Here is a 22,578-nt window from a genome sequence, read left to right on the forward strand (position 1 = left end):
TTATGGCCTATAAACCACGATGCACCACTTATGTGGGGTGTCAATAGATTTTCGGTAAATCCTGCAGGAAGCTCCACGCGATCACCTTCGACTGCGACACCCGGCTCGCCTTGCGGCACCGCTGCAGGCTCCGGCCCTCACGGCGGGCCCTGGTCGTGATGGTGTACCTGCGCAAGCACGCAACCATCGCGCAGATCGCTGCCGGCTTCCGGATCGGCGTCGGCACCGCCCACGCCTACGTCCGATCCGTCACCAGTTTCCGTGCCCGCCGTGCTCCCGGCCTGGGCCATGCCCTCCCCGCAGCCGTGCGGAGTATGTGCTGGTGGACGGCACCCTCGCCGAGTGCGACCGGGCCGGTGACGGCCGCGCTGACTACTCCGGCACGCACCGCCGCCACGCCGTGAATCTCCAGGTCATCACCGACCCGTAAGGGGAGATCGTGTGGATCTCTCGCGCTCTGCCCGGCGCACCCACGATCTGATCGCGGCCCGCACCCATCGCATCGTGACCACCTGCGTCCGCCTCGGCATACCCGCCTCGACAGATCTGGCCTACCTGGGCGCCGGCGATGCCTTCCCCCTCCGACCTCGCGATGTCCCTCAAGAACCAGCCGGTCGACCTGTCCGCGCTGACGCGGCCCCGGGGGCAGGTTCGCCATGGACCTTGATCGGTCCGGACGCCGTGAATCCGGCACGCCGGTTACTCGGCGTGAATGTCCGGCCGGACCTCCATGATGATGTCCGCGTCCGCCTGGTCGCCCTCCTCCTCACGCCAGAGGAGGACGCGCACGTGCCTCGCCCTGGAAAGGCCGCGCACCTTCCACTCGGTCATCAGGTCGGCGACGACGAGGGCGACGGCGTAGTGGGGGCCCTCGCTCGAGTCATCGGCGGTGATCGTGCCCCGCCACCGCTCGGAATCCCTGCCATAAGGGCGCCATCCCTCCGAGCCGTGCGGCTCGAAGACCCGGTACACCCAATCCGTCTCGGTGCCCATAGCACCGATCCTGTCACTGCAAGGAGTCCCCTGTGCCGTATCGGATCGACGCCCACCGAGCGCGGGTCGACCGCATCCAACAACTGCCCCGACGTCCTGGAGCTGGTCGACGGCGAATGCCTCGTCATCGGGGAGCGGCTCGGCGCTGAACGTGACCCTCCGGCGACTGACAGTAAGGCTCGTCGACCACGGGATCTCGCCACCCACTTCCCAGCCGCATTTCGGGCAGCGCACCCCTGCGTACACGCCGTCTCACGCGTGATCCAGCGCCCGCCAGTGCTCCTCCTTCGAACTGGGCGAACCGCAGCGAACACAGCCAACGGCCACCCTGGCGACCTTGAGGTTACTTCGTACCGTAGGTCCGGCGCTGTACGCCGCGACGTCTCGGCTCCATCCCTCCGAGTGGATCCTGTACGGCACGAGGGGCGCCAGGAGGTCGAACCGCGGGTCCTCATGGACGGCCCCTTCGATCCCCACCCCGGGGTCGTTGCCCCGAAGCCGCGGGCTTCGCGGCCTGCGCCGATGTGCAGGGCCTACGGCGGTCGTCAAGCCCACTCGACCATGATCAATAAACAATGGCACGCATTCCGTCACTCCGATGGGTGTATCGAATGGCGGGTCCCTTCCGCCTCGCCCAGTCTGGGCTCGTGCGTTCGGTTCGTCCGAATGCGCGAGCCACTCAAGGGAGGTCGAACCATGATCCGCACCAAGCTCCTCGCCCTGGCCGCCGCCCCCGCGCTGGCTCTCAGCCTGGCGTCCCCTGCGCTGGCTGTGGAAGTGACCGCCGCTTCCCCCGACACCGTGAACAGTCCGGTGGGGTCGATCGAGGCCAACCAAAGCAAGACCGTCACTGTCAACTGCCCTGCGGGCACGAGTGCCATCAGCGGTGGCTGGAAGGTGTCCTCCGCCAGCATCGACGTGACGGACAACCGTGCGATGAGCGCCACGCAGTGGCAGATCACTTTCCAGAACGAGGCGAAGACCTCAGGCACTGTGCAGGCGTTCGCCCGCTGCATGGCCTGATGGCGAGTACCAGCCCGGGCAGGTCGGCCCGTTCACCGCACCGCCAGACGCGGTGAACGGGAAGGCCGAGCAGCCCCCAGCGCCGTAACCGGCTGACCGCGAAGGACGACGAGGACGCTGCGGACGGATACGGACGGCTGTACTGCTCTGGACGGCACAAGACCCAGGTCGGGAATCCATCCCCCGACCTGGGCCTTTCCTCAACTGTCAGGTGTAGCCACGCTCCCACCGGCGCTACGTGGCCGGGAGCGCTACGACAACTGCAGGTAGTCGATGTTGAAGCCGCCGGTCTCGCAGAAGAGCCTGACCACCTGGTCGCCCGCGGCCAGCGGGACCGGTACGTGCACGGACTGGTAGGTGGCCCAGCCGCCCGTGTTCGGGACGGACGCCGTGGCCAGCGTCGTGCCGCTCGCGTCACGGAAGGACAGTGCGTCCGGGACCGCCGCACCCGCTCCCGTGGCCACGCGCAGCTCCAGGTTGTACGTCCCGGGCTTCGGGACGTCGACGGCGTAGTCGAGCCAGTTGCCGGCCGCCGTCCACCCCACGTTCGCGCCGCCGCTCGCTGCGGGGTTGGCCTCGATGAAGTTGGCTCCGCCCGCCGTCCAGCCGTGCTGGGCCGCGTACGACTCCGCCTCCACCCGCACCCCGACCGGTGCGCTGTGCGGGCGCACCGTCACGTGCAGGGTCACCTGCGCGTGGGCCGTGCCATCGGTGACGACCACCGTCACGTCTTGCTCGCCGGCCACCGTCGGCTTGAGTGTCACCACCCCCGTGGCGGCATCGACGGTGACGCCGTCCGGGAGGTCCGTCGCGTAGAACGCGAGCCGGTCGCCGTCGCGGTCGGTCGCCTTGATTGGGACCTGCGTCGTGCCGTACTGGTCCCCCACCACGTCGGGCACCGCAGCCACCATGGGCGCTCTGTTGTGCGTGTCCCGTGGGATGCGCTGCTGCCAGCGGTACGTGGCGTAAGAGTTCGCCGGGACCTTCACCACGAACGACCTGCCGGCGAGCACGACCCGCACCGAGGTGTCCATGCTGTTGGCGTTGCCGAGGACCGCGACGAACCTGTCCGCGCCGTGCCGGTACACGACGTTGCTCACACCGTCCGCCGTGGCACTTGACTCGAGCCGGACGTCGCCGGGCGTCAGGTACTTCGCGAACTGCCCCATGGAGTAGAGCTCGTCGCGGACCGTGAAGTCCCTGGTCGCGGTGTTCACCTTGACCAGGCGGTCGGGCCACTTGGTGGTCGCGGCGACCTCGTCCCAGTCGACGTTGTTGTCCCGTGCCGGCGTCCAGTGCAGTGTGCCGCCGTCCTGGTCGGTGGCCTGCGCCCACAGCACGTAGGAGCTCGCGTCGAGGCGGAAGTAGTTCAGGATCGTTGCCGCGGATAGGTCGCTGGTCTCGGTCATGTGGACCGGCTTGCCCGTCTGCTCGAACGCGTCGCGCATGACCTTCGGGTCGCCCCAGTAGGGGTGGAAGGCCACGGCGTCCGTCGCGTTCAGAACCTGCCGGCCGGTCACGGAGCCGTCCGGCGCATCATCGAAGATGCGGTGGTAGTTCTTCGTCGCCGTGCTGTTCGGGTCACGCCAGTCCCAGAAGTTGAAGTCGTGCACGTACAGCCCGGTGTTGAGGTCGGCCTGGTGCAGGGCCTTCTTGATCGCGAGGGCGAGCTTCTGCTGCTGCGCGACATCGATGTCCATCGCCGGGTAGACCACGTCCATGCCGGGCTCGTTCAGCAGGGTCAGCGCGTCGACGCGGATACCGTGCCGTGCGTACGCCTGGACGAACTTGACGTAGTAGCGGGCGAAGACGTCGATGCAGTCGTCCCGGAGCTTGCCGACCTGGTAGTACTCCGTCGTGCTTCCGGGCTTGAGCGCGACCTCGCCCGTGAACCGGTTGTTGGTCTTCATCCACGCCGGAGCGCTCCACGCGGACGCGAAGAACGTGGCCTTCGGGTTGTAGCGCTGGATCAGCTTGATCGTGTCGACGATGTGCAGGTCGATGTCGCGCTGGATGGAGAAGTGCTTCAGCTGGAAGTCGTCGGTCACGCCGGCGGGAAGGTCGTCCTCCGACCAGAAGGGCAGGTGCTCGATGAGGTCGGGGCTGCCGATCGTGAGGCGGAACCGGTTCAGGCCCGCCCCGGTCTTCGGGTCGACGAGCAGCCGGACGGCCTCCGCGCGCTTGGCGGGGGTGAGCTTCCAGAGGTTGGACACGCTCGTCTCGTCCAGGGAGAACCCGATGCCCGAGTACTTCTGACGCGGGCTGCTCGGGTCGACGACGACGGTCGTGTCGGCGGGGGCGTCCGGGCTCACGGCCGGCGCCGGCTGCCACGCGTGGCCGGCCCCCGTGGAGTAGGTGCCCACCACCGACGAGCCGTGGTGGTGCGGTACGGCGGCCGGGGCCGCTGACTCCGTGCCGGCGAGAACGACCAAGGTGAGAGCTGCGGCTGCCCCGATGAGGGAACGTCTCACGGTGTCCTTCCTTTCTGGTGGGATGCGCGGGTGGTCGTACATGGTCCCGATCCCTCGGACGGATCCGCCCCCTCTCCCTCCTCGGGACGCGAGCAGATCGAAACAGCCTTGTCCGCGTTCTGTCAAGACATGAAAAAAGGCGTGAAGAAAGGCGTGAAGAAAGTTCCGCCGTGCCTCCTCGGCGGGATATCGGGGTCCGCAGGCTGTCCCCGCCCGGCCGCCGCACGCATCCCACGTACCGTCAACTCGCCCTGCTGCAAGTCCCTTTGTGGCGACTAAGATCGCCGCACGCCGCCCCGGAGCGAAGGAGGACCGCCATGACCGAACGCCCTGTGCGCATCGTGGAAGTGCCCTTGGGCGACGGCAGTGACGACGTCATCCGGGTCCAAGTGCGCGATCTGGACGACGGTCCCGCCTGGCCAAGACCCACGCGCGTGCGCCGGAAGGATCCACCGGCGACGACCCCGTCGCCGTCGAACCCCCTGCAAGATCGATCCCTGCCTCAATGGCCGTCGACGATCCGCAGGCCCGGCGCGAAGTGCGCGACAGCGTTGGCGAGGCGCTGCCTGTCAAGCCGCCAGCCGCTGACCGCACGGGACGACTGCAGGACCTCGAACGGCACAGGCACCAGCGCTCCGCCCACGGCCCGGGCGGTGGAACCCTGACCGGGTCCGGGCAGCGGCGGTGCGCCCTCCCGGCGGTAGACGCCCACCCACGGAATCGAGGCGTTCGGCACGCGCTGCCGCCACAGGACCACCTCCGTGATGTCCTCCCACGGGATGTGGACGGTGGTGGCCCGGTAGCGGAGGGGGGATCCACCGAGAAGTACGCCCGTTCCGTCGACGCGGAACGCCACTTTGCGCGTCAGAGCGCCCGCGGCCATCACCAGACCTCCTCCCGAGAACAGGACCGTGCCGGCGATGCGCAGGACCAGGGGAGTGCCGGTCCCGGGCATCAGCAGCACCGCGCTGAACAGCACCGCCAGGGCCAGGACCCCCGAGGTGCGGCGGTCGAATCCGTGGCGTGCTTCGTAGACGGCGTCCTCACTGTCGCTCATGACCGGATCATGGCAAGCGGCCGGCCCTTCGGCCAGGGTTCCGACCCCATTCCGAGGACCGGACTGCCGCCGCCCTTCGAGCGGCAACGGCGGCAGGGCCCGCGCTTACCGACGCTCCGCACGGGCCGCGCCGGTCCCACGTTGATCAATCCCGATCAACGTGTGCACTCCCCGAGGTTCGTCGGCCACAATGACCTGCGATGACCCATTCGCCGCCGCCCCAGCCACACCCAGCCCCCGCCTACGGCCCCTTCGCGCACCTCAGCACCCCCACCGCCGCCCTCTACCGGGAGATCATGCGGGTGTTCCTGCAGGCCAAGGAGCGGTACGCGGTCCACCTCCGCCCCGAGGACGTGCACGCGGCGCTGCCCGTCGCCGTGCGGCCCGCCGAGGCGGAGACCGTGGCGAAGGCGCTGCACAGCCTGAGCCAGCCGGCGTGGGGCAATCTGCGGGCCGATCCCGACACCGCCCGGGTCACCGCGGTCGAGGACTTCTACCGCAAGCGCTACGTGTACCAGCTCACCCAGGCCGGCGAAGCCGCGGAAGAGGCCCTGGCCGCGTACGACCAGGCGCTCGGGCGGCGCGGCTCACTGCAGGCCGTGGCCCTGCACGACATCGTCACCCAGCTGCGGGCCCTGCTCGTGCTCGCCGCCGAGGACACGCCCGACCCCGCCAAGACCCACCTCGCGCTGGACGGGCTCGCCAGCCGGTTCGCCGCCCTCGCCGACAACGCCCGCGCCTTCATGGGCTCACTGCAGCGCACCATCGACCTCCACGACGTCTCACAAGAGGCCTTCCTCGCCTACAAGGACCAGCTCATCCAGTACCTCGAGCGGTTCATCCAGGACCTGATCACGCTCGGCGGCCGCATCGCCCAGCTCATCCTCGAACTCGAGGACCGCATCGACGCACTCCTGGTCACCGCCGCCGCCCGCGAGGCCGCCGACGCCTCCCCGGATGCCGCCGAGAGCGCCCAGCGCGAGGCGTACGAGCGCTGGCAGGCGCGGTGGAGCGGGCTCGGGGCGTGGTTCATCAGCCGCGACGGACGCGACTCGCAGGCCCGGCTGCTGCGCGGGCGGGCACTCGGGGCGATTCCCCAGCTGCTGGCCGTCGTCCGCGCACTGAACGAACGGCGCGCCGGACGATCCGACCGCTCCGCCGACTTCCGCACCCTCGCCCGCTGGTTCGCCGAGGCCCCCGACGACGACGCCCGGCACCGGCTGTGGCGCTCCGCCTTCGGCCTCTACCCCGCCCGCCACCTCACCGTCGACGCGGACACCCTCGCCGCCCGCACCGCCCGGCCGCTGCCCGCCGCCACCCCTGGGCCGAGGCCGAGCCCCTGCGGTCAGCCCCCAACTGCGCCGCACCGGCAGCTACGAGCGGCGCGGCAAGCCCCGCAAGGTCGAGGACCGTACGCAGGCCCGGCGCCGCCTGGCGGAGATCGCGGCCAAGCAGACCGCCGAGACCGCCGCGGCCCGCGCCCGGCTCACCACCAACGGCACCACCCGGCTCTCCGCGCTCGGCGAACTCGACCCACTCGCCTTCGGCCTCTTCCTCCAACTGCTCGGCGACGCCCTCGCCACCTGGCGGCCCGGCATGACCCGCACCACCGCGACCAGCAACGACGGCTCGATGGAGATCCGCCTCAGCGCCCTCGGCGACGGCACGACCGCCGAGATCCGCACCCCCGGCGGGGTGTTCCGCGGTCCCGACCACCTGATCCACATCGTCGACCTCACCCAGGAGGCGCTGTGAGCACCCCTCTCGCGGAGGTCCTTTACGGGCAGCGCGCCGCCGAACTCCGCAAGGCCGCCCGCGCCCTGCTCGCCCACCCGCTGCTCCTCGCCCACGGAACGCACGCCGACGCCTTCCGGCTGGTCCGGCAGCACGCGTCCGAACTGCGGGACTGGTTCGAGCGCAACACGGGCTGGGCCCTCGTCGTCGACGCGGAAGCCGCCCGGCTGCGCAAAGCCCCCGGTGCCCTCACCGACCCCACCCACCCCGCACGCGAGGCCAGCCGCGCCGGCGCCCCCTTCACCCGCCGCCGCTACGTCCTGCTGTGCCTGGCGCTCGCGGCGCTGGAGCGCGGCGAGAAGCAGATCGCGCTCGGCCGCCTCGCCGAACAGGTCGTCCTGGACGCCGCCGACGCCCAACTGGTCGCCGCAGGGATCGAGTTCACCCTCGACCGACGCGACGAACGCCTCGACCTCGCCGCCGTCGTCCGGCTGCTCCTCGCCCTCGGCGTGCTGCGCCGGGTCGCGGGCGACGAGGACGCGTACGTCAGCGGAGCGGGCGACGCGCTCTACGACGTCGAGCGGCGCGTGCTGGCCGGACTGCTCGCCGCCCGGCACGGCCCGTCCCTGATCCAGGAGCGCGGCTTCGAGCAGCGGCTCGCAGCGCTGACCGCCGAGACCGCGCTCGACAGCGACGAACTGCGCTTCCGCGCCCTGCGCCGCTCCCTCACCCGCCGCCTGCTGGACGACCCCGTCCTCTACTACGACACCCTCACCGACACCGAACTCGCCTACCTCACCCGCCAGCGCGGCTTCCTCACCGCCCGCATCACCGAACTCACCGGTCTTGTCCCCGAAGTCCGGGCCGAAGGCATCGCCATGATCGACCCCGACGACGACCTCACCGACGTCCGCATGCCCGAACAGGGCACACACGGCCACGTCACCCTCCTCCTCGCCGAACACCTCGCCGCCCGCCAGGGGCCGGTCACCACTGAGGAGCTGAAACGCAAGGTGCGCGAACTCGCCGACGAGCACGGCGGGTTCTGGGCCAGGACCGCCCGTGAGCCCGGCGCAGAAGGCGAACTCGTCGAGCAGGCCGTCACCAAACTCACCGCCCTCTCCCTCGCCGTCCGCACCCCGGACGGGGTCGCGCCCCGCCCCGCCCTCGCGCGCTACGCCGTCGGCGAGACCGTCGTGCTCGAACCCGGAAAGACCGCCCGGCCAAGGACCGCCCAGCCCAGAACCACCCAGCCAAGGACCACGCAGCGATGACCGCCGCTCTCCCCGCCCCCCGCCATCCGTCGCCGGCCGCCGTCGGCGCCGGGCCCGGTCTGCCCCGCCCCGGCCGGTCCCGCTGGCAGCCGCTGCGCACGGGACTGGTGGACCTCTTCCTCTACGACACCGAGGAGTTCCACTTCAAGGACGGCCGCCTGCTGCTGCGCGGCAACAACGGCACCGGCAAGTCCAAGGTCCTCGCCCTCACCCTGCCCTTCCTCCTCGACGGCGACCTGTCCGCCCGCCGCGTCGAACCCGACGCCGACCCCGGCAAGCGCATGGAGTGGAACCTGCTGCTCGGCGGCGAGCACCCGCACCCCGAGCGGCTCGGCTACACCTGGATCGAGTTCGGACGGCGCGACGAGACCACCGGCGAGGAGCACTTCCGCACCCTCGCCTGCGGCCTCAAGGCCGTCTCCGGGCGCGGCATCGTCCGCCACTGGTTCGTCGTCACCGACCAGCGCGCCGGACAGGGGCTCGCCTTCCTCGACGCCACCGGAACCCCCCTGTCCCGCGACCGGATCGCCGAGGCCGTCACCGGCCACGGCATGGTCTACGACCAGGCCGGCGCCTACCGCAGAGCCGTGGACGAAGCCCTGTTCGGCCTCGGCGAACAGCGCTACGCCGCCCTGGTCGACCTCCTCATCCAACTCCGCCAGCCCCAGCTGTCCAAGCGCCCCAACGAAGCCGCCCTGTCCAAAGCGCTGACCGAGGCCCTGCCACCCATGAACCAGGCCGTCATCGCCGACGTCGCGGAGGCCTTCCGCTCCCTGGACGAGGAGAAGGAGGAGCTGCGCTCCGCCGCCGAGGCCGAGAAGGCCGCCTCCGCCTTCCTCGACCACTACCGCCGCTACGCCCGCATCGCCTCCCGCCGCCGTGCCCGCCTGCCGCGCGCCGAGCACGCGCGGTACGAATCCCTGCAACGCGAACTGTCCGAGGCGCGGACCAACAGGACCAGGGCGGACGAGGAGCGCGCCGAGGCCGAGGAGCGCCTTGCCGCCCTGGAAGAGACCGAGGCCCGGCTCAAGGCCCAGGACGCGGCCCTGCGCGAGGGCCCGGAGATGCGCAGCGCCCGCGAACTGGAGCAGGCTGCCCGGCACGCCCGGAACACCGCAGACGCCCGCGACCGCGCCGAGGGCGACCGGCGGCAGGCCGATCAGGTGCTCGCGCGGGCGCGGGCCCGCCTGACCGCCGCCGAGAACCGGCTCGACGCGGCCGGCCACCAGGCCGGGCAGGCGCTCGCCAAAGTACGCGACGCCGCGACGGACGCCCGGGTGGAACTGCCCGAGGACCGGGAACCGGACCGCGACGCCGTCGCGGCGGCGGCGGACCGCAGGCGCCGGACCCTCGACCACGTACAGGAACTCGCCGACGCGGCGGACCGCGCCGCGGCCGACCGCCTGGCCGCCTCCCGTCGTCTCGACGAGGCCGAGTCCGACCTCGCCCACACCCACGAGGACCACGCCCTCGCCCACGGCGCCGTCCAGGCCGCGAGCCGGGACCTGCTCGGCGCCGTGCGCGAGCGAGCCGCCGGATGGACGGAACTGGCCTACCCCGATCCGGTCGGCCTGCTGGACGAGCTCCAGGAGTGGACGGAGCATCTGAACGGGCCGAACCCGGCCCGGGAAGCGGCGGTCCTCGCCCACCGCACGCGCTCCGGAGAACTGGCCGCCCGGTCCGCCGAAGTGACGCAGCGGCATGGTGAGTTGAGCGGCAGGCGCCGTACCGCCGAAGCGGAACTCGGCGTCCTGGAGTCCGGCGGCCGACGCGGTCCCCGGCCCCCGTACACCCGCACCCCCGGCGTACGCGACGGGGCGCCCGGCGCACCCCTGTGGCGCCTGGTGGACTTCCGCGAAAAGGTCCCCGAGTACGACCGCGCCGGCATCGAGGCGGCACTGGAAGCGTCCGGGCTGCTGGACGCCTGGGTACGTCCGGACGGCACCGCCCTGGGCGCGGACGGTCACGACATCGTGCTCGACCCGCCGCGCGGCCCCGTCCCCACCGGCGCCCTTGCCGAGGTACTCCGGCCGGCCGTCGACGGAGGCGACGCGGCAGCCGCCGCCGTGGGGGAGGAGACGGTGGCCTGGCTGCTCGCCGCCATCGGCTACGGGCCCCACGACACCGCCCCGCACACCGACACCTGGGTCCACGCCGACGGCCGCTTCCGGACCGGTGCCCTCACCGGCCGCTGGGCCAAGCCCGCCGCCGAATACATCGGCGAGGGAGCCCGCGAGGAGGCCCGGCGCGCCCGCATCGCCGTACTGCGAACGGAACTCACCGGTCTCGCCACCGAGGAGGCAGCGGTCACCGCCGAGGCGCAGACCGTGGCGGCCCGCCGCCGCACGCTCGACTCCGAGCTCGCCGCCGTACCCGACGACGCGCCGCTGCGGCAGGCCCACGCCCGGCTGGAATCCGCCGCCCAGCAGACCGGCCGGGCCACACGACGCAGGAACGAGCGGGCCACCGACCTCACCGAGGCGACGGAGCGGGCAGAACAGGCCACCACCGAACTCGCCCGGACCACGGCCGATCTCGGCCTGCCCACCGACCGCCCCGGACTGGCCGCCGTACGCCGGGCCCTGTCCGCTCTCGACGTCGCCCTGGCAGCCCTCTGGCCCGCACTGCGCGAACGCACCGAGGCCGCCCGCACCGTCGAACAGGAACGCGGCGACGCCGCCCAGGCGGGCGAGCGCGCTGCCGAACTCGCCCTGCGCGCCGAGGAGGCCGGACACGATGCCGCAGCGGCCGACGAACGCCACACCACCCTGCGCTCCACCGTCGGGGCAGCCGTCGCCGAGCTGGAACGCCGCCTCGCCGAGACCGCCGCCGCCCTCGCCGCGAACGCCGCGGGCCGCAAGAGCACCCAGCAGGCCCACACCGAGGCGGTCGAACGCGGGGGCAAGGCAGGAGGACGCATCGAGCAACTCGACCGGGACATCGCCGAGTCCGTCGCCGCCCGCGCCACCGCGATCGCCGCCCTCCAGCGGTTCGCCGGCACCGGACTGCTCACCGTCGCGCTGCCCGGCACCGACGCGCCCCCGAACGACGCCGGGCCCTGGAGCGCCACCGCCGCCGTCGCACTCGCCCGCGCCGTCGAGGCGGAACTCGCGGCGACCGACGACTCCGAGGCCGCCTGGGAGCGCGTGCAGAAGCGACTCGGCGAAGAGCTGAAGACCCTCCAGGACGCCCTGTCCCGGCACGGGCACTCCGCCGCCGCCGGCATGGTCGAGGACGGCATGGTCGTGGACATCGTCTACCAGGGTCGTGCCCGCGCCGTCCCCGAACTGGCCGACGCCCTCGCCGTCGAGGTCGGCGAGCTGACCCGCATCCTGTCCTCCCACGAACGCGAGATCCTGGAGACCCACCTCATCACCGAGGTCGCCGGCACCCTCCAGGAACTGATCGGCGCGGCCGAGCGCCAGGTCGCCGCCATGAACGACGAACTGGAGCAGCGGCCCACCTCCACCGGCATGAAACTGCGCCTGGTCTGGCGCCCCTCCCGCAAAGCCCCCGCCGGACTCGCCCAGGCCCGCGCCCGGCTGCGTCAGTCGGCCGACGCCTGGACACCCGAGGACCGGGCCGCCGTCGGCGAGTTCCTCGAGGCGCAGATCACCGCACGGCAGAGCGAGGACGCCTCCGGCAGCTGGCTGGAACACCTGACCGCCGCCCTGGACTACCGCACCTGGCACGAGTTCGGCATCGAACGCCACCAGCAGGGCCGATGGGTCCCCGCCACCGGCCCCGCCTCCGGCGGCGAGCGCGTCCTCGCCGTCTGCGTCCCCCTGTTCGCCGCGGCCTCCTCCCACTACGCCACCGCCGGCAACCCGTACGCCCCGCGCCTGGTCACCCTCGACGAGGCGTTCGCCGGCGTCGACGACGACTCCCGCGCCAAGTGCCTCGGCCTGCTCCACGCCTTCGACCTGGACGTCGTGATGACCAGCGAACGCGAATGGGCCTGCTACCCGCAGGTGCCCGGCATCGCCATCGCCCAGCTCTCGCGCATCGACGAGGTCGCCGCGGTGCTCGTCACCCGCTGGGAGTGGGACGGCATGACGCGGACGCGGACGGTGGACCCGGCGCGGCCGGACATGAAACATGCCTCTGGAGAGCAGGAGTTCGAAGAGGAGAAGGGCCTGTGAACGTGCAGCCGGAAGCAGGCCGCACGACACCGCCTCCCCAGCGGCGTCCCAGCGACGCTCTGCAGGCGGAACCGGCGCGCGTGGACGCGATCCGTCTCAAGCGCCTGCTCGGCGGCCCCGCCCTCACCTGGCTCGTCGAGCGGGCCCGCCGCCGGATGGAACGCGAGGAACCGCTCACCGGCGGCGTGTCCCTCGGCGCACCCACCGAGGCCCAGCGCCGGGCGGCCGAGAGCCTGCTGGGCCGGGCGCCCGGCGGCGGCCGCTCACTGACGATCCGGCTGGACACGGTGGACGCCGTGCTGCGCCGCTCCGGCATCAGCCCGGACGGCCTCGCCGCCGCCGTCACAGCCCTCACCGGACCCGTGGTCCCCCTGCGCGAGACGCGCGCCGACGACGACCGCGCGTGGCAGGCGGCGTACGCGCGGCTGGACCAGCTGCCCGGGCTCGCCGCCTGGGCTGCGCGGCTGCGCGCGGACGGTCTCGTACGGCGCCTCGCCCGCACACCCGAGACGGCCGGCGACCTGCTGGCGGCCACCGTTAGGGTCCTGAGCGAACTCCCCGCGGACCCCGCGGTCTCGCTGCCCGCCTTCGCCGCCCGAGTCCTCGGCTCCGCGCACGCCCTTGACGACGGAACACCGCTGGCCACCCTCACTCTGTCCGGAATCCGCGCGCTGACCGGATTCCCCGACGGCTCCGGGACCGAGTGGCGACGCGAGGCATGGGCCTCGGCCGGACTGCTCCGCAACGAGTTGTCCTCCACGGTCCTCACCCTCGGCCTGCGCGGCACCCCCGCCCTGGACTGGCTCACCGCGAACGGCGAACCGGCCGTACTCACCCTCCGCCAACTCACCGCGGGTGCACTGCTGCTGACACCGGGGGAGGCGGTGCATGTCTGCGAGAATCCCGCGATCGTGGCGGCCGCCGCCGACGCGTACGGTGCGGCCTGCCCACCCCTGGTGTGCCTCCAGGGCCAGCCCTCCGCCGCCGCCCTCACGCTTCTGCGGCGGATGGCGGAGCAGGGTGCGAGCCTGCGCTACCACGGTGACTTCGACTGGGGCGGACTGCGCATCGCCGCCGCCTTGCTCGCCCATGTCCCCTGGACTCCCTGGCGCTACACGGCCGCCCACTACCGTGCCGCGGCCCGCGACAGCGCGGTGCCCCTGGCCGGTGTTCCCGCGGCATCCCCGTGGGATCCGTCACTCGCCGAAGCCCTGGCCGAGCACGGCGTCCGCGTGGAGGAGGAGGCAGTGCTGGACACCCTGCTCGCCGACCTCGCGCCCGAGCCGTCCGGCCAGCCCCGCGCGCGCTGATTCCGGTGGAGGAGCGCGGCGGCCGCTGGGCAAAGGCGCCCGGAACGAAGGAAACGATCGCCCCGCCTCCGGCATGTCCCCGGGCCGGCGTGTGCGGCGTATCGAAACGGCATGTCCTGAACGCGGCGGAGGGCTTCCCTACTTCGTCACCAGATGGACCGTCGCGCCGACACCGACCGCGACGATCACGCCGCGGAGCACGGCGGGCTTCAGCTTGAGTCCGATCCTGGCGCCGAGCTGCCCACCGAGGGTCGAGCCGACCGCGAGGAGGGCGACAACGGACCAGTTGACCGGCGCCCCGAAGGCGTAAATCGTGCCGGCGACGACGTTCACCAGGGCGGACAGGACGTTTCTCACGCCGTTGAGCCGCTGCAGAGGTTCGGACAGCATCATGCCCATCACCCCCATCATCAACACGCCCTGTGCGGCGGTGAAATACCCGCCGTAGACACCGATCAGAAAGGTGAAGAACAGCAGCAGCGGGGTGATGCCGGGATGGTCCGCGTCTCTGACACCATCGGCTGCGCGGCGTCTCGCGATCCACCCGGAGACCTTGGGCTGGACGGCCACCAGTACTACGGCGAGGCCGACCAGCAGCGGCAGGAACGACTCGAACGCGTTCGGCGGCAGTGACAGCAGCAGGACCGTGCCGCATATCGCGCCGAAGAACGAGGCGACCGAGAGCCGGGCCAGTTGCGGCCCGAACCCCTTCAGCTCGTGGCGATATCCCATGGCGCCGCTGACGGAACCCGGCGCCACCCCGATCGCGTTCGAGGTGGTCGCGGTCAGCGGCGGGTAGCCGAGCGCCACCAGTACCGGGAATGTCACGAGGGTGCCCGAACCGACCACCGAATTGATGGCGCCGGCCCAGATTCCGGCGATCAAGATGATCACCGCATGCCACCATGTCATGGCCGCGAAGCCGGCATGGAGGTCACCGCATCGGTGCCGACCGGACCAGAGGTGACCCGCACATGTGCGGCAGCGGGATGCCGTCCGCCGGGCAAGCTTCGCGAGTCGCGTCCGTCCGTCCGCACCGGACACTCGGGATCGCATTGCACATGGGTGACCACGACTGCGAGCCTGACAGCCTCGCATTGATGCGTCCAATGCGGTTTTGCGGGCCAACGATGCGCCCGCGCATAATGGCTCCGTGACCGACCCCCGCCCCGCGAAGCCCGACGTGGCGGACGTCTTCGCCGCACCGCTGGTTCAATTCCTCGCGATCGCCCGTCACGAAAACCTCACACATGCCGCAGCGGAGCTGGGGGTTGCTCAGTCCAGCCTCAGCCGTGCGCTCGTCCGATGGGAACGCGGGCTCGGCCTGCCCCTGATCACCCGCGTCGGGCGACATGTCCGATTGACCCGCCACGGCCGAGCCCTCCAGCAAGCGCTGCTGCGATGCTCGGAGGGTCTCGATCGGGCCAGTGCGGATCTTTCCGAGAACCTGGATGGCAGCGGAGGTGCGGTAGCTCTCGGATTCCTCAACAGTCTGGGATCTCGTCTGGTACCTGAGATCCTGCGCGCTTACCGCGGCAGCCACCCTGAAGTGAAGATCACCCTGCATCAAGGGGGAACCGAGTTCCTGCACGACGCACTGCGCGAAGGTGATATCGATCTGTGCCTGACCTCGCCGGCACCGGATTCCTCGGAGTTCGCCGCCGCGAAGCTGCTCACTGAACAGCTCGTGCTCGTTGTTCCCCCGGCGCACCCGCTGGCCACGCGCAGCCGGGTGGCGCTTGCCGACGTCGCTTCGGAAAACTTCCTTGCCCTGCCCCGCGGATACGGTTTGCGGGCCACTACGGAACAGCTCTGCGCTCTTGCCGGGTTCACTCCGCACATCGTGTTCGAGAGCACCGACACCGCCACCCTACGCGGCCTGACCGCGGCCGGATTCGGCGTCTGCATCCTGGCCACCGCGCCGGACGCGAGCGACTCGATCGAAATTCCGATCAGTAGTCCGCCGGCGTCCCGTCCCATTCTCCTTGCGTGGTCGATCACGCGTACGGAGAGCAGGGCAACCGCTTCCCTGCGGCAATACATTCTGGATCGCCTGCGCTGAAGAATCGCACATCATCACCGACTGCGGTTCGCCAGGGGTGGGCGACAGCGACGCACGTCATCCGACCACGGCGTCCTCGGTCCCCCAGCCCGGGGCGGACGCGAGAACGCCCGGCACCACCGGTCCGAGACACGGCACGTGGACCGCATGGACGCGCATCGCCCATCACCTGCGGCGCCACCACCCGCTGCCGGCGGCAACACGCGCAGGGCCGGGCCCGCCGGCGCCCCGCACGCGGAGTGAACCACGACACCCAGCGCTCCCCCGGTCCGGCGGAGCGTGGACAATGGCCGGGCCGCTCCGGGCCCTCGTCCCGAGGCCGAAGCGGGGACAGCGTTCGCGTTGACGAGAGGCCCGGCGACATGGGTGCACCACCACTGCTCGAACTCAAAGGCGTCAGCCGGGTCTACGGCAAGCGCACCGCGCTGGCCGCCATGAACCTGCGACTGCGGTCCGGGAAGTGCGTGGCGCTGCTCGGCCACAACGGCTCCGGCAAATCGACACTGCTGCGCATAGCCGCCGGCCGGGACAAGCCGAGCACCGGCACGGTGACGTTCGACGGCAAGCCGATGAACGAGAACGACCCCGCGGTCCGGGCCCGGGTGGCGGTGGTCGGCGACACCGCGGCCTGTTACCCCGACCTCACCGTGCGCGAGCACCTGCAGCTGGTGGCGGTGGCCCACGGGGTGGAGGACGCCGGCGACTGGATCGGTCACGTCCTGGCCGAGCGGATGCTGACCGACCACGCCGACGCGCTGCCCGGGGCACTGTCCTCCGGGCAGCTCCAGTCCCTCCTGCTGGCCTCCGCGATGGTCCGGCCGCGCGACCTGCTGCTGCTCGACGAGCCGGAACAGCGACTCGACCCGGGCGCGCGGCGGCGGCTGGCTGACCTGATCAAGAAGGAGACCGCGGACGGCGTCGGTGTGCTGCTGGTCACGCACCACGGAGAGCTGGCCCGGGAGGTCGCCGACCGGGTGCTGGTCCTCAGCGACGGCAAGGTGGTGGCCGACGGCCGCCCGGACGAGGTGCTCGCCACCGGCGCCGACGGACTGACCTGGCTGGCCGAGAGCCCGGGCGGTGCCCGGTGACGACCCTCGCGGAGGAGACCGAGGGGGCCGAGGGGGCCGGCGAGCACGCCGCGGCCTGGTCCCACGAGGACGACTGGACGCGCGAGACACTGCGGCTGGTCCGTGACCTGCGCACCCCGCACCGCCGCAAGAGGGCCGGCCAGATCGGCTACGTCGTGTACTGCGTCGCGCTGCTCCTCGCGGTGTGGGGAGGGCTGCCGAGCCTGGGGCTGTTCCTCGAGAAGTCGATGGGCGCCGACTACTCCGGTCACGGACCGGCGATCCTGGCCGCGCTGCCGGCCGGGTCCTGCGCGCTGGGGCTGGGATGGCTGCTGATCGCCGCCTGGGACGCCCAGTGGCGCGGCCCGGTAGTGCCGCCGCGCGAGACCGTGGACTGGCTGCTGGCCCAGCCGGTGGACGCCGCCCGCGTGCTGCGGCCGTGGTTCTGGGGGGCGGCCGCGATCGCCGGTGGGGCCGGGCTGCTGGTCTCGGTGATCGGCATGGTCGCGCTGGGCCTGACGGTCGGGGTGGGGCTGCCCGCCGCGTTCGGCTGGTGCCTGCTGGGCGGCGTCGGTCTGCCGCTGCTCGCGACCGCGCTGGCCACCGCCGTGGAGGGCAGCGAGCGGGTGGCCCGCTGGGCCCGGCTGGCCACTCCGTACGTCGGTACGGCCGTCCTGGCGCTGACGGCGCAGACCGTGCTGGCGGTCGGTGGCCACCGGCTGCCGGGACTGGAACGCGTGGAGCTGTGGTCCGGGCCCTGGGGCTGGGCCGGGCTGGCCGCACTGGCCCCCACGCCGGCCGCGCTGCCGGGCGGCGGGGCCGCGGGCGCCCTGCTGGCGGTGGTGGTGGCCGGCGCGCTGGTCGCGGCACACCGCTCCGCCGGGTCGCTGGCGCTGTCCGCGGTACGGCGGCGTTCGCGCACTGCGACCGGGGTGATGGCCGCGCTGCGCACGGTGGAGTTCCGTACCGCGCGGCAGGCGGTCGCCGGGGTCACCGGCGGGAGCGGGTCGGCACGCTGGCGGCTGCCGGCGCCCCGCCGGGCGCAGCTGGCGGTGCCGTGGCGCGACACGCTCGCGCTGCTGCGGACTCCGGGCCGGCTGGGCCGGGCCGTGGTGCTGGCGGTCCTGGCGGTGCTGGGCGCGGTGCTTGCGGCCTCGGCGCACGGCGGGACGGGCGTGGCGGCGGCGCTGGCGTCACTGGTCTTCGGCTACTGGTCGCTGACCCAGTTGATGGAGTCGGCCCGGGTGGAGACCGACGACACCAGGCGCGCTTCGTGGGCGCCGTACCCCTACCGCGACCTGATGCTGCGGCACACGGCGGTGCCCGTCGTGCTGGGGCTGGTGGGCGCGCTGGTCGCGGCGGGGGTGCTGGCCGGGGAGGGCGCGGGGGCCCGCGCGTTCCTGGCACCGGCCCTGGTGCCGCCGCTGGTGGGCGCTTCGCTGGTCAACGCCTGCCGGGGTGCGACCAAGCACCATCTGCTGATGTCGTCGGCCCAGTCGCCCACGGGCAGCATGGGCCCGGTGCTGTTCCTGGGCTGGTACGGCGCCGGGACGCTGGCGGCGGTGGTCACGCTGGTCGTCCCGTTCCTGACCGCGCTGCATTCCGGCTCGGCCGCCTCGATCGTCACCGCCGCCGTGGCGAGCGGCATGGTGACGGTGATCATGGTGCGCTGGGCGGTCACGCGGATCGGGAACCTGACCGCTCCCCTGGCGGACTGACAGGGGCGCCGGCCGCCGCCTCAGGCGGTGAGCCGGCGACGCCTGCCGCGGCCGTCCGCCGGGCCCGGCGGTTCCGTGGCTCGCAGGAGGGCGGCGCGCAGTGCCGCGCTGGCGTCGTCGCCAGACTCGGCGTTCTCGTGCGCCTGGTCGTCGAGAGCGGCATGGAGTTCGTTGGAGAGCTGCGCGCCTTTTCGCGGTATCCAGCCCCTTTGCACCCTCCGCAAGCGTTTGCAGTGAACTCAAACTTTCGGGCGCCTGTGAGAAACCTGTGGACCCACCTTTCGGTCATGGGGAGGCGACAACGAGACGATCGCGCACGCATGCGACCTACACACTTCCCGCACGAACGCGCGTTCCCGTACCTTTCCTGAGTTGATCAGGGGGGTACCAGACGCGCATCGCCAACAGAGCGGCGGGTGGATCGGTATGCCCACCTACGTCCCTGAACGGAACGTACGGAGGAACCATGCACCGCATCGCCAAGTCCGTCACCGGACGACAGTGGCAGTGTTGAGCTTCGCGGCATTGAGCCTCACCGCGCCGTCGGCTCATGCCGCTAACGACACCATCGACAGTGTGCCCATCTCGGCACATGCGGACCAGAAATCCCGAGCAGTCGCCGCCGCCGACCCCGCCGCAGCGCAGGCTGCATCAGTCGAGTGCGGATCTGGCTACAGCCTCCTCGTGGCTGAACGCCTTCCCACGGCGACCGAACGTCGAGGCACCCTCTTCTTGTACACGGACGGTGGTACGGGCCCGGACAACTTCGTGTGCGCCGTTTTCGACAACAACGACCCCGCCGGCACGAGGTGGATGAAGCTGCAGCTCTGTGAGAACAAGGTGAGCAGTCCGCGTTGTGACGTCGATCAGGGCAACTTCAGCCAGTACGCCGGACTGGTCTACATGGACAACTGCCCCAAGGTCACGGCGTTGATGAAGGTCACCTCCAGTTCCACCACGTACCTCATCAACCGGGTTGAAGGCAGTTACTGCAACTAGGAGATGGCGTTGCACATCGATGCCTTGACATTTCACCACTACGGGCGCCGCGGGAAGCACGGCCTGGCCGTGCTAGTTGGGGCAGCGCTGATAGTTGGCTGTAGCGCATCAGTCAAGACCGGGGCAGCTTCAGACGCGTCGCCGACGCCCTCTGGCGCGCGAGTTGCGTCAGGTCCAGCGTCCCCGAACTCACCTGATGAATCCGCAGGCGCGGAAAGCCCAGTGGGTGACCCCGCTGTGGCCGCCTCCAAGGACGGCGTCACAGTGAAGCAGCCCGTACTCAAAGAAACTGGTGACGCATTCTGGGTGGCCGTGGAGGTCACCAATACGAAGACCAAGCCAGCAGACGTATGGGCTGTTATTCGGTTGACGGGACCTCTCGGCTATCAGGTCCTGATGGACGTGAGGGCCGACGGATTGGCGCCCGGCGCAACCCATGACGGCGTATATACCGCGCAGGACCGAACGGAGGGTGCGGTCGTCCCGAAACACCTGACGGCAGTCATCGTCAACGTGACCCGCACCCCGACATAGTCCCGCTCCCTCTCCATCACCTCTCCGCGTGGGGCCGCACTCGATAGGCGAGCCCCGCGCGGAGAGGCCGCTTCCGTTCCAAGATCTGCGCAGGAATCCCCGACTCATCCGGGAGATATTGTGAAACGCAGAAGACGGACACCCACACCCCTTACGGCTCTGGCCGCCGGGGCAATACTCGTGACTCTGTGGTTCAGCCAGTAGCGTGGGCTCAGCCCAGTGACAAGCAGCCTGCATGTGCTACGCAGTCTGCGAAGCCATCCGCCAGCGCTGACTCAGTGCCCTCAGAGAAGCGCGAATCGCTGCTTGGATCCGACTGGTCTTCGTCCGGTGACGTCGCATGGACGGCGAGCGGAGATGCACAGGGCCTACACATCCTGACGGCTAAGGAACAGGACGGCTCAGCGTCGACCCGCTCTCGGCCGACGCCCACAGCAGACGCGTCCTGGCCCTGATCGACAATACGTGGACGTCCGCCCCGCCCCGGTGCCCATCGCGCAGGCCGCCGACGCCCCGTCCATGCGCGCGACCCTGCACGCCACCGGCGTCGTCACCATCGCCACACTAGGAACTCCACGTGCGTAGCGCTCGCCTCTTCCCGATCGGTCTCCTCCTCCCGCGCGGCCTCTATCACCGTCCACCCCGAGCAGCACACCAGCCAGGAGCCCCACGGCCGGATCACCGCACTCACCCACATCACTGAGCGCTCCCGCACCCCCGCGGAACGCTCACTTGCGGTGCGGAAGGCTCCAGTGGTGCGGCGCGATCAGCCGGCGGACGCTGTCCGGGCCCCAGGAGCCGGGTGCGTACGGCTCGACCGGGGGCGGGTTCTCCAGCAGCGGGGTCGACGCCTCCCACAGGCGCTCGATGCCGTCCGAGCGCGTGAACAGCGACTGGTCGCCCAGCATCGCGTCCAGCAGCAGGCGCTCGTAGCCCTCCAGCGCGTGCAGGGAGTTGAAGGACTCCGCGTAGCTGAAGACCATCTCCGCCCGGCTCAGGCGCATGGCCGGGCCCGGGTCCTTCACCAGGAACGAGGCCGTGATCCGGCCCGGGTCGTCGAAGTCGATCACCAGCGCGTTGCTGCGGGCCCCGGCGTGGCCGCGCGCGGCCAGCGGGAACATGCGCAGGGCCGGCTCCCGGAAGCCGAGCGTCACGACGTGCCGCGCCTCGGCCAGCGACTTGCCCGAGCGCAGGTAGAACGGCACGCCCGCCCAGCGCCAGTTGTCGATGCCCACGCGCAGGGCGACGAACGTCTCGGTGTCCGACCTCGGGTCCACGCCCGGCTCGGACCGGTACCCCTCGTACTGCCCGCGGACGACATGGGCCGGGTCCACGTGCTGCAGGGACTCGAAGACCTTCTCCTTCTCGTCCCGCAGGGACTGCGCCTGCAGCGCCGTGGGCGGCTCCATGGCGATGAATCCCAGCAACTGGAAGAGGTGCGTGACGATCATGTCCCGGAACGTGCCGGTGCCCTCGAAGAACTGGGCGCGGCCCTCGATGCTGATGCTCTCCGGCACGTCGATCTGCACGTGGCTGATGTGGTCGAGGTTCCAGACCGGCTCGAAGAGGCCGTTGGCGAAGCGGAGGGCGAGGATGTTGTCGACCGACTCCTTGCCGAGGAAGTGGTCGATGCGGAAGACCCGGGACTCGTCGAAGACGGCGTGGATCGACGCGTTGAGCGCGCGGGCGGAGGCGAGGTCGGTGCCGAAGGGCTTCTCCACGATCACCCGGGCGTTCTCGGCCAGGCCGCTCGCCCCGAGCGTCTCCACCACGGAGGTGAAGGCGCTCGGCGGCACCGCCAGGTGGAACAGGCGCCGCGGCTTGCCTTCGATGGCCTGCTCGGCCTCCTGCACGGCCGCGATCAGCGGCCCGGCGGCGCCGGGGTCGCACGCGCCGAACGACAGCGCGGACTCGAACTCCTCCCACGCCCGGCCCTGGGGCTTCGACCGGCCGAACTCCGCGACCGCGTCCCGCGCGTGCTTGCGGAACTCCTCGTCGCTCAGCGTGCTCTGGGCGGGCGCCGAGCCGACGATCCGGTAGCGGGCCGGCAGCAGACCCGCCTTGGCGAGGTGGAACAGCCCGGGCAGCAGTTTGCGGCGGGCGAGGTCGCCGGTCGCGCCGAACAGGACCACCACGTGGTCCTCGGGCACCGGGCCGTGAGCGGCAGAAGGGGAGGAGGGGGAGTGGGACATGG

Annotated in this window: 14 protein-coding genes and 3 pseudogenes; 11 read left to right on the forward strand and 6 right to left on the reverse strand. The window is 71.4% G+C overall.

Annotation, left to right across the window (positions count from 1 at the left end; all coding sequences use genetic code 11):
• Positions 1-119 precede the first annotated feature (119 nt).
• A pseudogene (locus ACZ7MY_RS22390) lies at positions 120-567 on the forward strand (transposase family protein); the annotation flags it as partial.
• Between the two features lie 132 nt (positions 568-699).
• On the opposite strand, the gene ACZ7MY_RS22395 reads toward ACZ7MY_RS22390, so the two are convergent.
• A complete protein-coding gene (locus ACZ7MY_RS22395) occupies positions 700-993 on the reverse strand; it encodes a hypothetical protein (protein ID WP_499604493.1) in 294 nt (97 codons plus the stop codon).
• A 696-nt stretch (positions 994-1,689) separates the two neighbouring features.
• On the opposite strand from ACZ7MY_RS22395, the gene ACZ7MY_RS22400 reads away from it, so the two are divergent.
• Positions 1,690-2,016: a hypothetical protein gene (locus ACZ7MY_RS22400; RefSeq protein ID WP_499604495.1), complete on the forward strand. Its 327-nt coding sequence runs from the start codon at positions 1,690-1,692 to the stop codon at positions 2,014-2,016.
• Between the two features lie 251 nt (positions 2,017-2,267).
• On the opposite strand, the gene ACZ7MY_RS22405 is transcribed toward ACZ7MY_RS22400, so the two are convergent.
• Together ACZ7MY_RS22405 and ACZ7MY_RS22410 are read right to left on the reverse strand one after the other, a co-directional pair.
• A complete protein-coding gene (locus tag ACZ7MY_RS22405) occupies positions 2,268-4,487 on the reverse strand; it encodes a carbohydrate-binding protein (RefSeq protein ID WP_499604020.1) in 2,220 nt (739 codons plus the stop codon).
• 502 nt (positions 4,488-4,989) lie between these two features.
• On the reverse strand, positions 4,990-5,544 hold the full coding sequence (locus tag ACZ7MY_RS22410) for a hypothetical protein (protein WP_499604021.1): 555 nt from the start codon (positions 5,542-5,544) through the stop codon (positions 4,990-4,992).
• Positions 5,545-5,840: 296 nt separating this feature from the next.
• Here ACZ7MY_RS22410 and ACZ7MY_RS22415 point away from each other — a divergent pair.
• From ACZ7MY_RS22415 to ACZ7MY_RS22430, 4 genes and pseudogenes are all read left to right on the forward strand, one after another.
• Positions 5,841-7,299: pseudogene (locus ACZ7MY_RS22415) on the forward strand (TIGR02677 family protein).
• 65 nt (positions 7,300-7,364) lie between these two features.
• Positions 7,365-8,552 (forward strand): annotated as a pseudogene (locus ACZ7MY_RS22420) (TIGR02678 family protein); the annotation flags it as partial.
• The gene (locus ACZ7MY_RS22425; RefSeq protein WP_499604023.1) at positions 8,549-12,694 is read left to right on the forward strand and encodes a TIGR02680 family protein; all 4,146 of its coding nucleotides are present in this window, start codon (positions 8,549-8,551) and stop codon (positions 12,692-12,694) included. The pseudogene ACZ7MY_RS22420 and the gene ACZ7MY_RS22425, both read left to right, overlap by 4 nt.
• 80 nt (positions 12,695-12,774) lie before the next feature.
• The gene (locus ACZ7MY_RS22430) at positions 12,775-14,004 is read left to right on the forward strand and encodes a TIGR02679 family protein (RefSeq protein ID WP_499604025.1); all 1,230 of its coding nucleotides are present in this window, start codon (positions 12,775-12,777) and stop codon (positions 14,002-14,004) included.
• Positions 14,005-14,142: 138 nt separating this feature from the next.
• Here the strand turns inward: ACZ7MY_RS22430 and ACZ7MY_RS22435 are convergent, their stop codons facing one another.
• Positions 14,143-14,916 (reverse strand): sulfite exporter TauE/SafE family protein, encoded by a 774-nt coding sequence (locus tag ACZ7MY_RS22435; RefSeq protein ID WP_499604027.1) that lies wholly within the window; start codon positions 14,914-14,916, stop codon positions 14,143-14,145.
• Positions 14,917-15,157: 241 nt separating this feature from the next.
• Between ACZ7MY_RS22435 and ACZ7MY_RS22440 the strand changes: the two genes are divergently transcribed.
• The 3 genes from ACZ7MY_RS22440 to ACZ7MY_RS22450 all read left to right on the forward strand — a co-directional run bounded on the left by ACZ7MY_RS22440 (position 15,158) and on the right by ACZ7MY_RS22450 (position 18,851).
• Entirely contained in the window at positions 15,158-16,066 is a 909-nt protein-coding gene (locus tag ACZ7MY_RS22440) for a LysR family transcriptional regulator (protein WP_499604029.1), read from the forward strand.
• A 362-nt stretch (positions 16,067-16,428) separates the two neighbouring features.
• Positions 16,429-17,154, forward strand: coding sequence for an ABC transporter ATP-binding protein (locus ACZ7MY_RS22445; RefSeq protein WP_499604031.1), 726 nt, complete (start codon positions 16,429-16,431; stop codon positions 17,152-17,154).
• On the forward strand, positions 17,151-18,851 hold the full coding sequence (locus ACZ7MY_RS22450) for a hypothetical protein (protein WP_499604033.1): 1,701 nt from the start codon (positions 17,151-17,153) through the stop codon (positions 18,849-18,851). Before ACZ7MY_RS22445 ends, ACZ7MY_RS22450 begins: the two co-directional genes overlap by 4 nt.
• A 20-nt stretch (positions 18,852-18,871) precedes the next feature.
• On the opposite strand, the gene ACZ7MY_RS22455 is transcribed toward ACZ7MY_RS22450, so the two are convergent.
• Positions 18,872-19,075 (reverse strand): hypothetical protein, encoded by a 204-nt coding sequence (locus ACZ7MY_RS22455; RefSeq protein ID WP_499604035.1) that lies wholly within the window; start codon positions 19,073-19,075, stop codon positions 18,872-18,874.
• A gap of 286 nt (positions 19,076-19,361) precedes the next feature.
• Between ACZ7MY_RS22455 and ACZ7MY_RS22460 the strand changes: the two genes are divergently transcribed.
• Complete coding sequence (locus ACZ7MY_RS22460; RefSeq protein WP_499604037.1) at positions 19,362-19,850, forward strand: hypothetical protein; 489 nt, start codon at positions 19,362-19,364, stop codon at positions 19,848-19,850.
• Positions 19,851-20,087: 237 nt separating this feature from the next.
• Positions 20,088-20,384 carry a hypothetical protein gene (locus ACZ7MY_RS22465; RefSeq protein WP_499604039.1) on the forward strand — a complete coding sequence of 99 codons (297 nt, stop codon included), beginning with the start codon at positions 20,088-20,090 and terminating at the stop codon, positions 20,382-20,384.
• 728 nt (positions 20,385-21,112) lie between these two features.
• On the opposite strand, the gene zwf is transcribed toward ACZ7MY_RS22465, so the two are convergent.
• Positions 21,113-22,576: a glucose-6-phosphate dehydrogenase gene (gene zwf / locus ACZ7MY_RS22470; protein WP_499604040.1), complete on the reverse strand. Its 1,464-nt coding sequence runs from the start codon at positions 22,574-22,576 to the stop codon at positions 21,113-21,115.
• Positions 22,577-22,578 lie beyond the last annotated feature (2 nt).

The sequence above is a fragment of the Streptomyces sp. NPDC111520 genome (genome assembly GCF_055635295.1).

Coding starts and splice junctions, on each gene's coding strand:
- ACZ7MY_RS22395 (WP_499604493.1), bottom strand. CDS start 993: ATGGGCACCGAGACGGATTGGGTGTACCGGGTCTTCGAGCCGCACGGC.
- ACZ7MY_RS22400 (WP_499604495.1), top strand. CDS start 1,690: ATGATCCGCACCAAGCTCCTCGCCCTGGCCGCCGCCCCCGCGCTGGCT.
- ACZ7MY_RS22410 (WP_499604021.1), bottom strand. CDS start 5,544: ATGAGCGACAGTGAGGACGCCGTCTACGAAGCACGCCACGGATTCGAC.
- ACZ7MY_RS22425 (WP_499604023.1), top strand. CDS start 8,549: ATGACCGCCGCTCTCCCCGCCCCCCGCCATCCGTCGCCGGCCGCCGTC.
- ACZ7MY_RS22435 (WP_499604027.1), bottom strand. CDS start 14,916: ATGACATGGTGGCATGCGGTGATCATCTTGATCGCCGGAATCTGGGCC.
- ACZ7MY_RS22445 (WP_499604031.1), top strand. CDS start 16,429: ATGGGTGCACCACCACTGCTCGAACTCAAAGGCGTCAGCCGGGTCTAC.
- zwf (WP_499604040.1), bottom strand. CDS start 22,576: ATGTCCCACTCCCCCTCCTCCCCTTCTGCCGCTCACGGCCCGGTGCCC.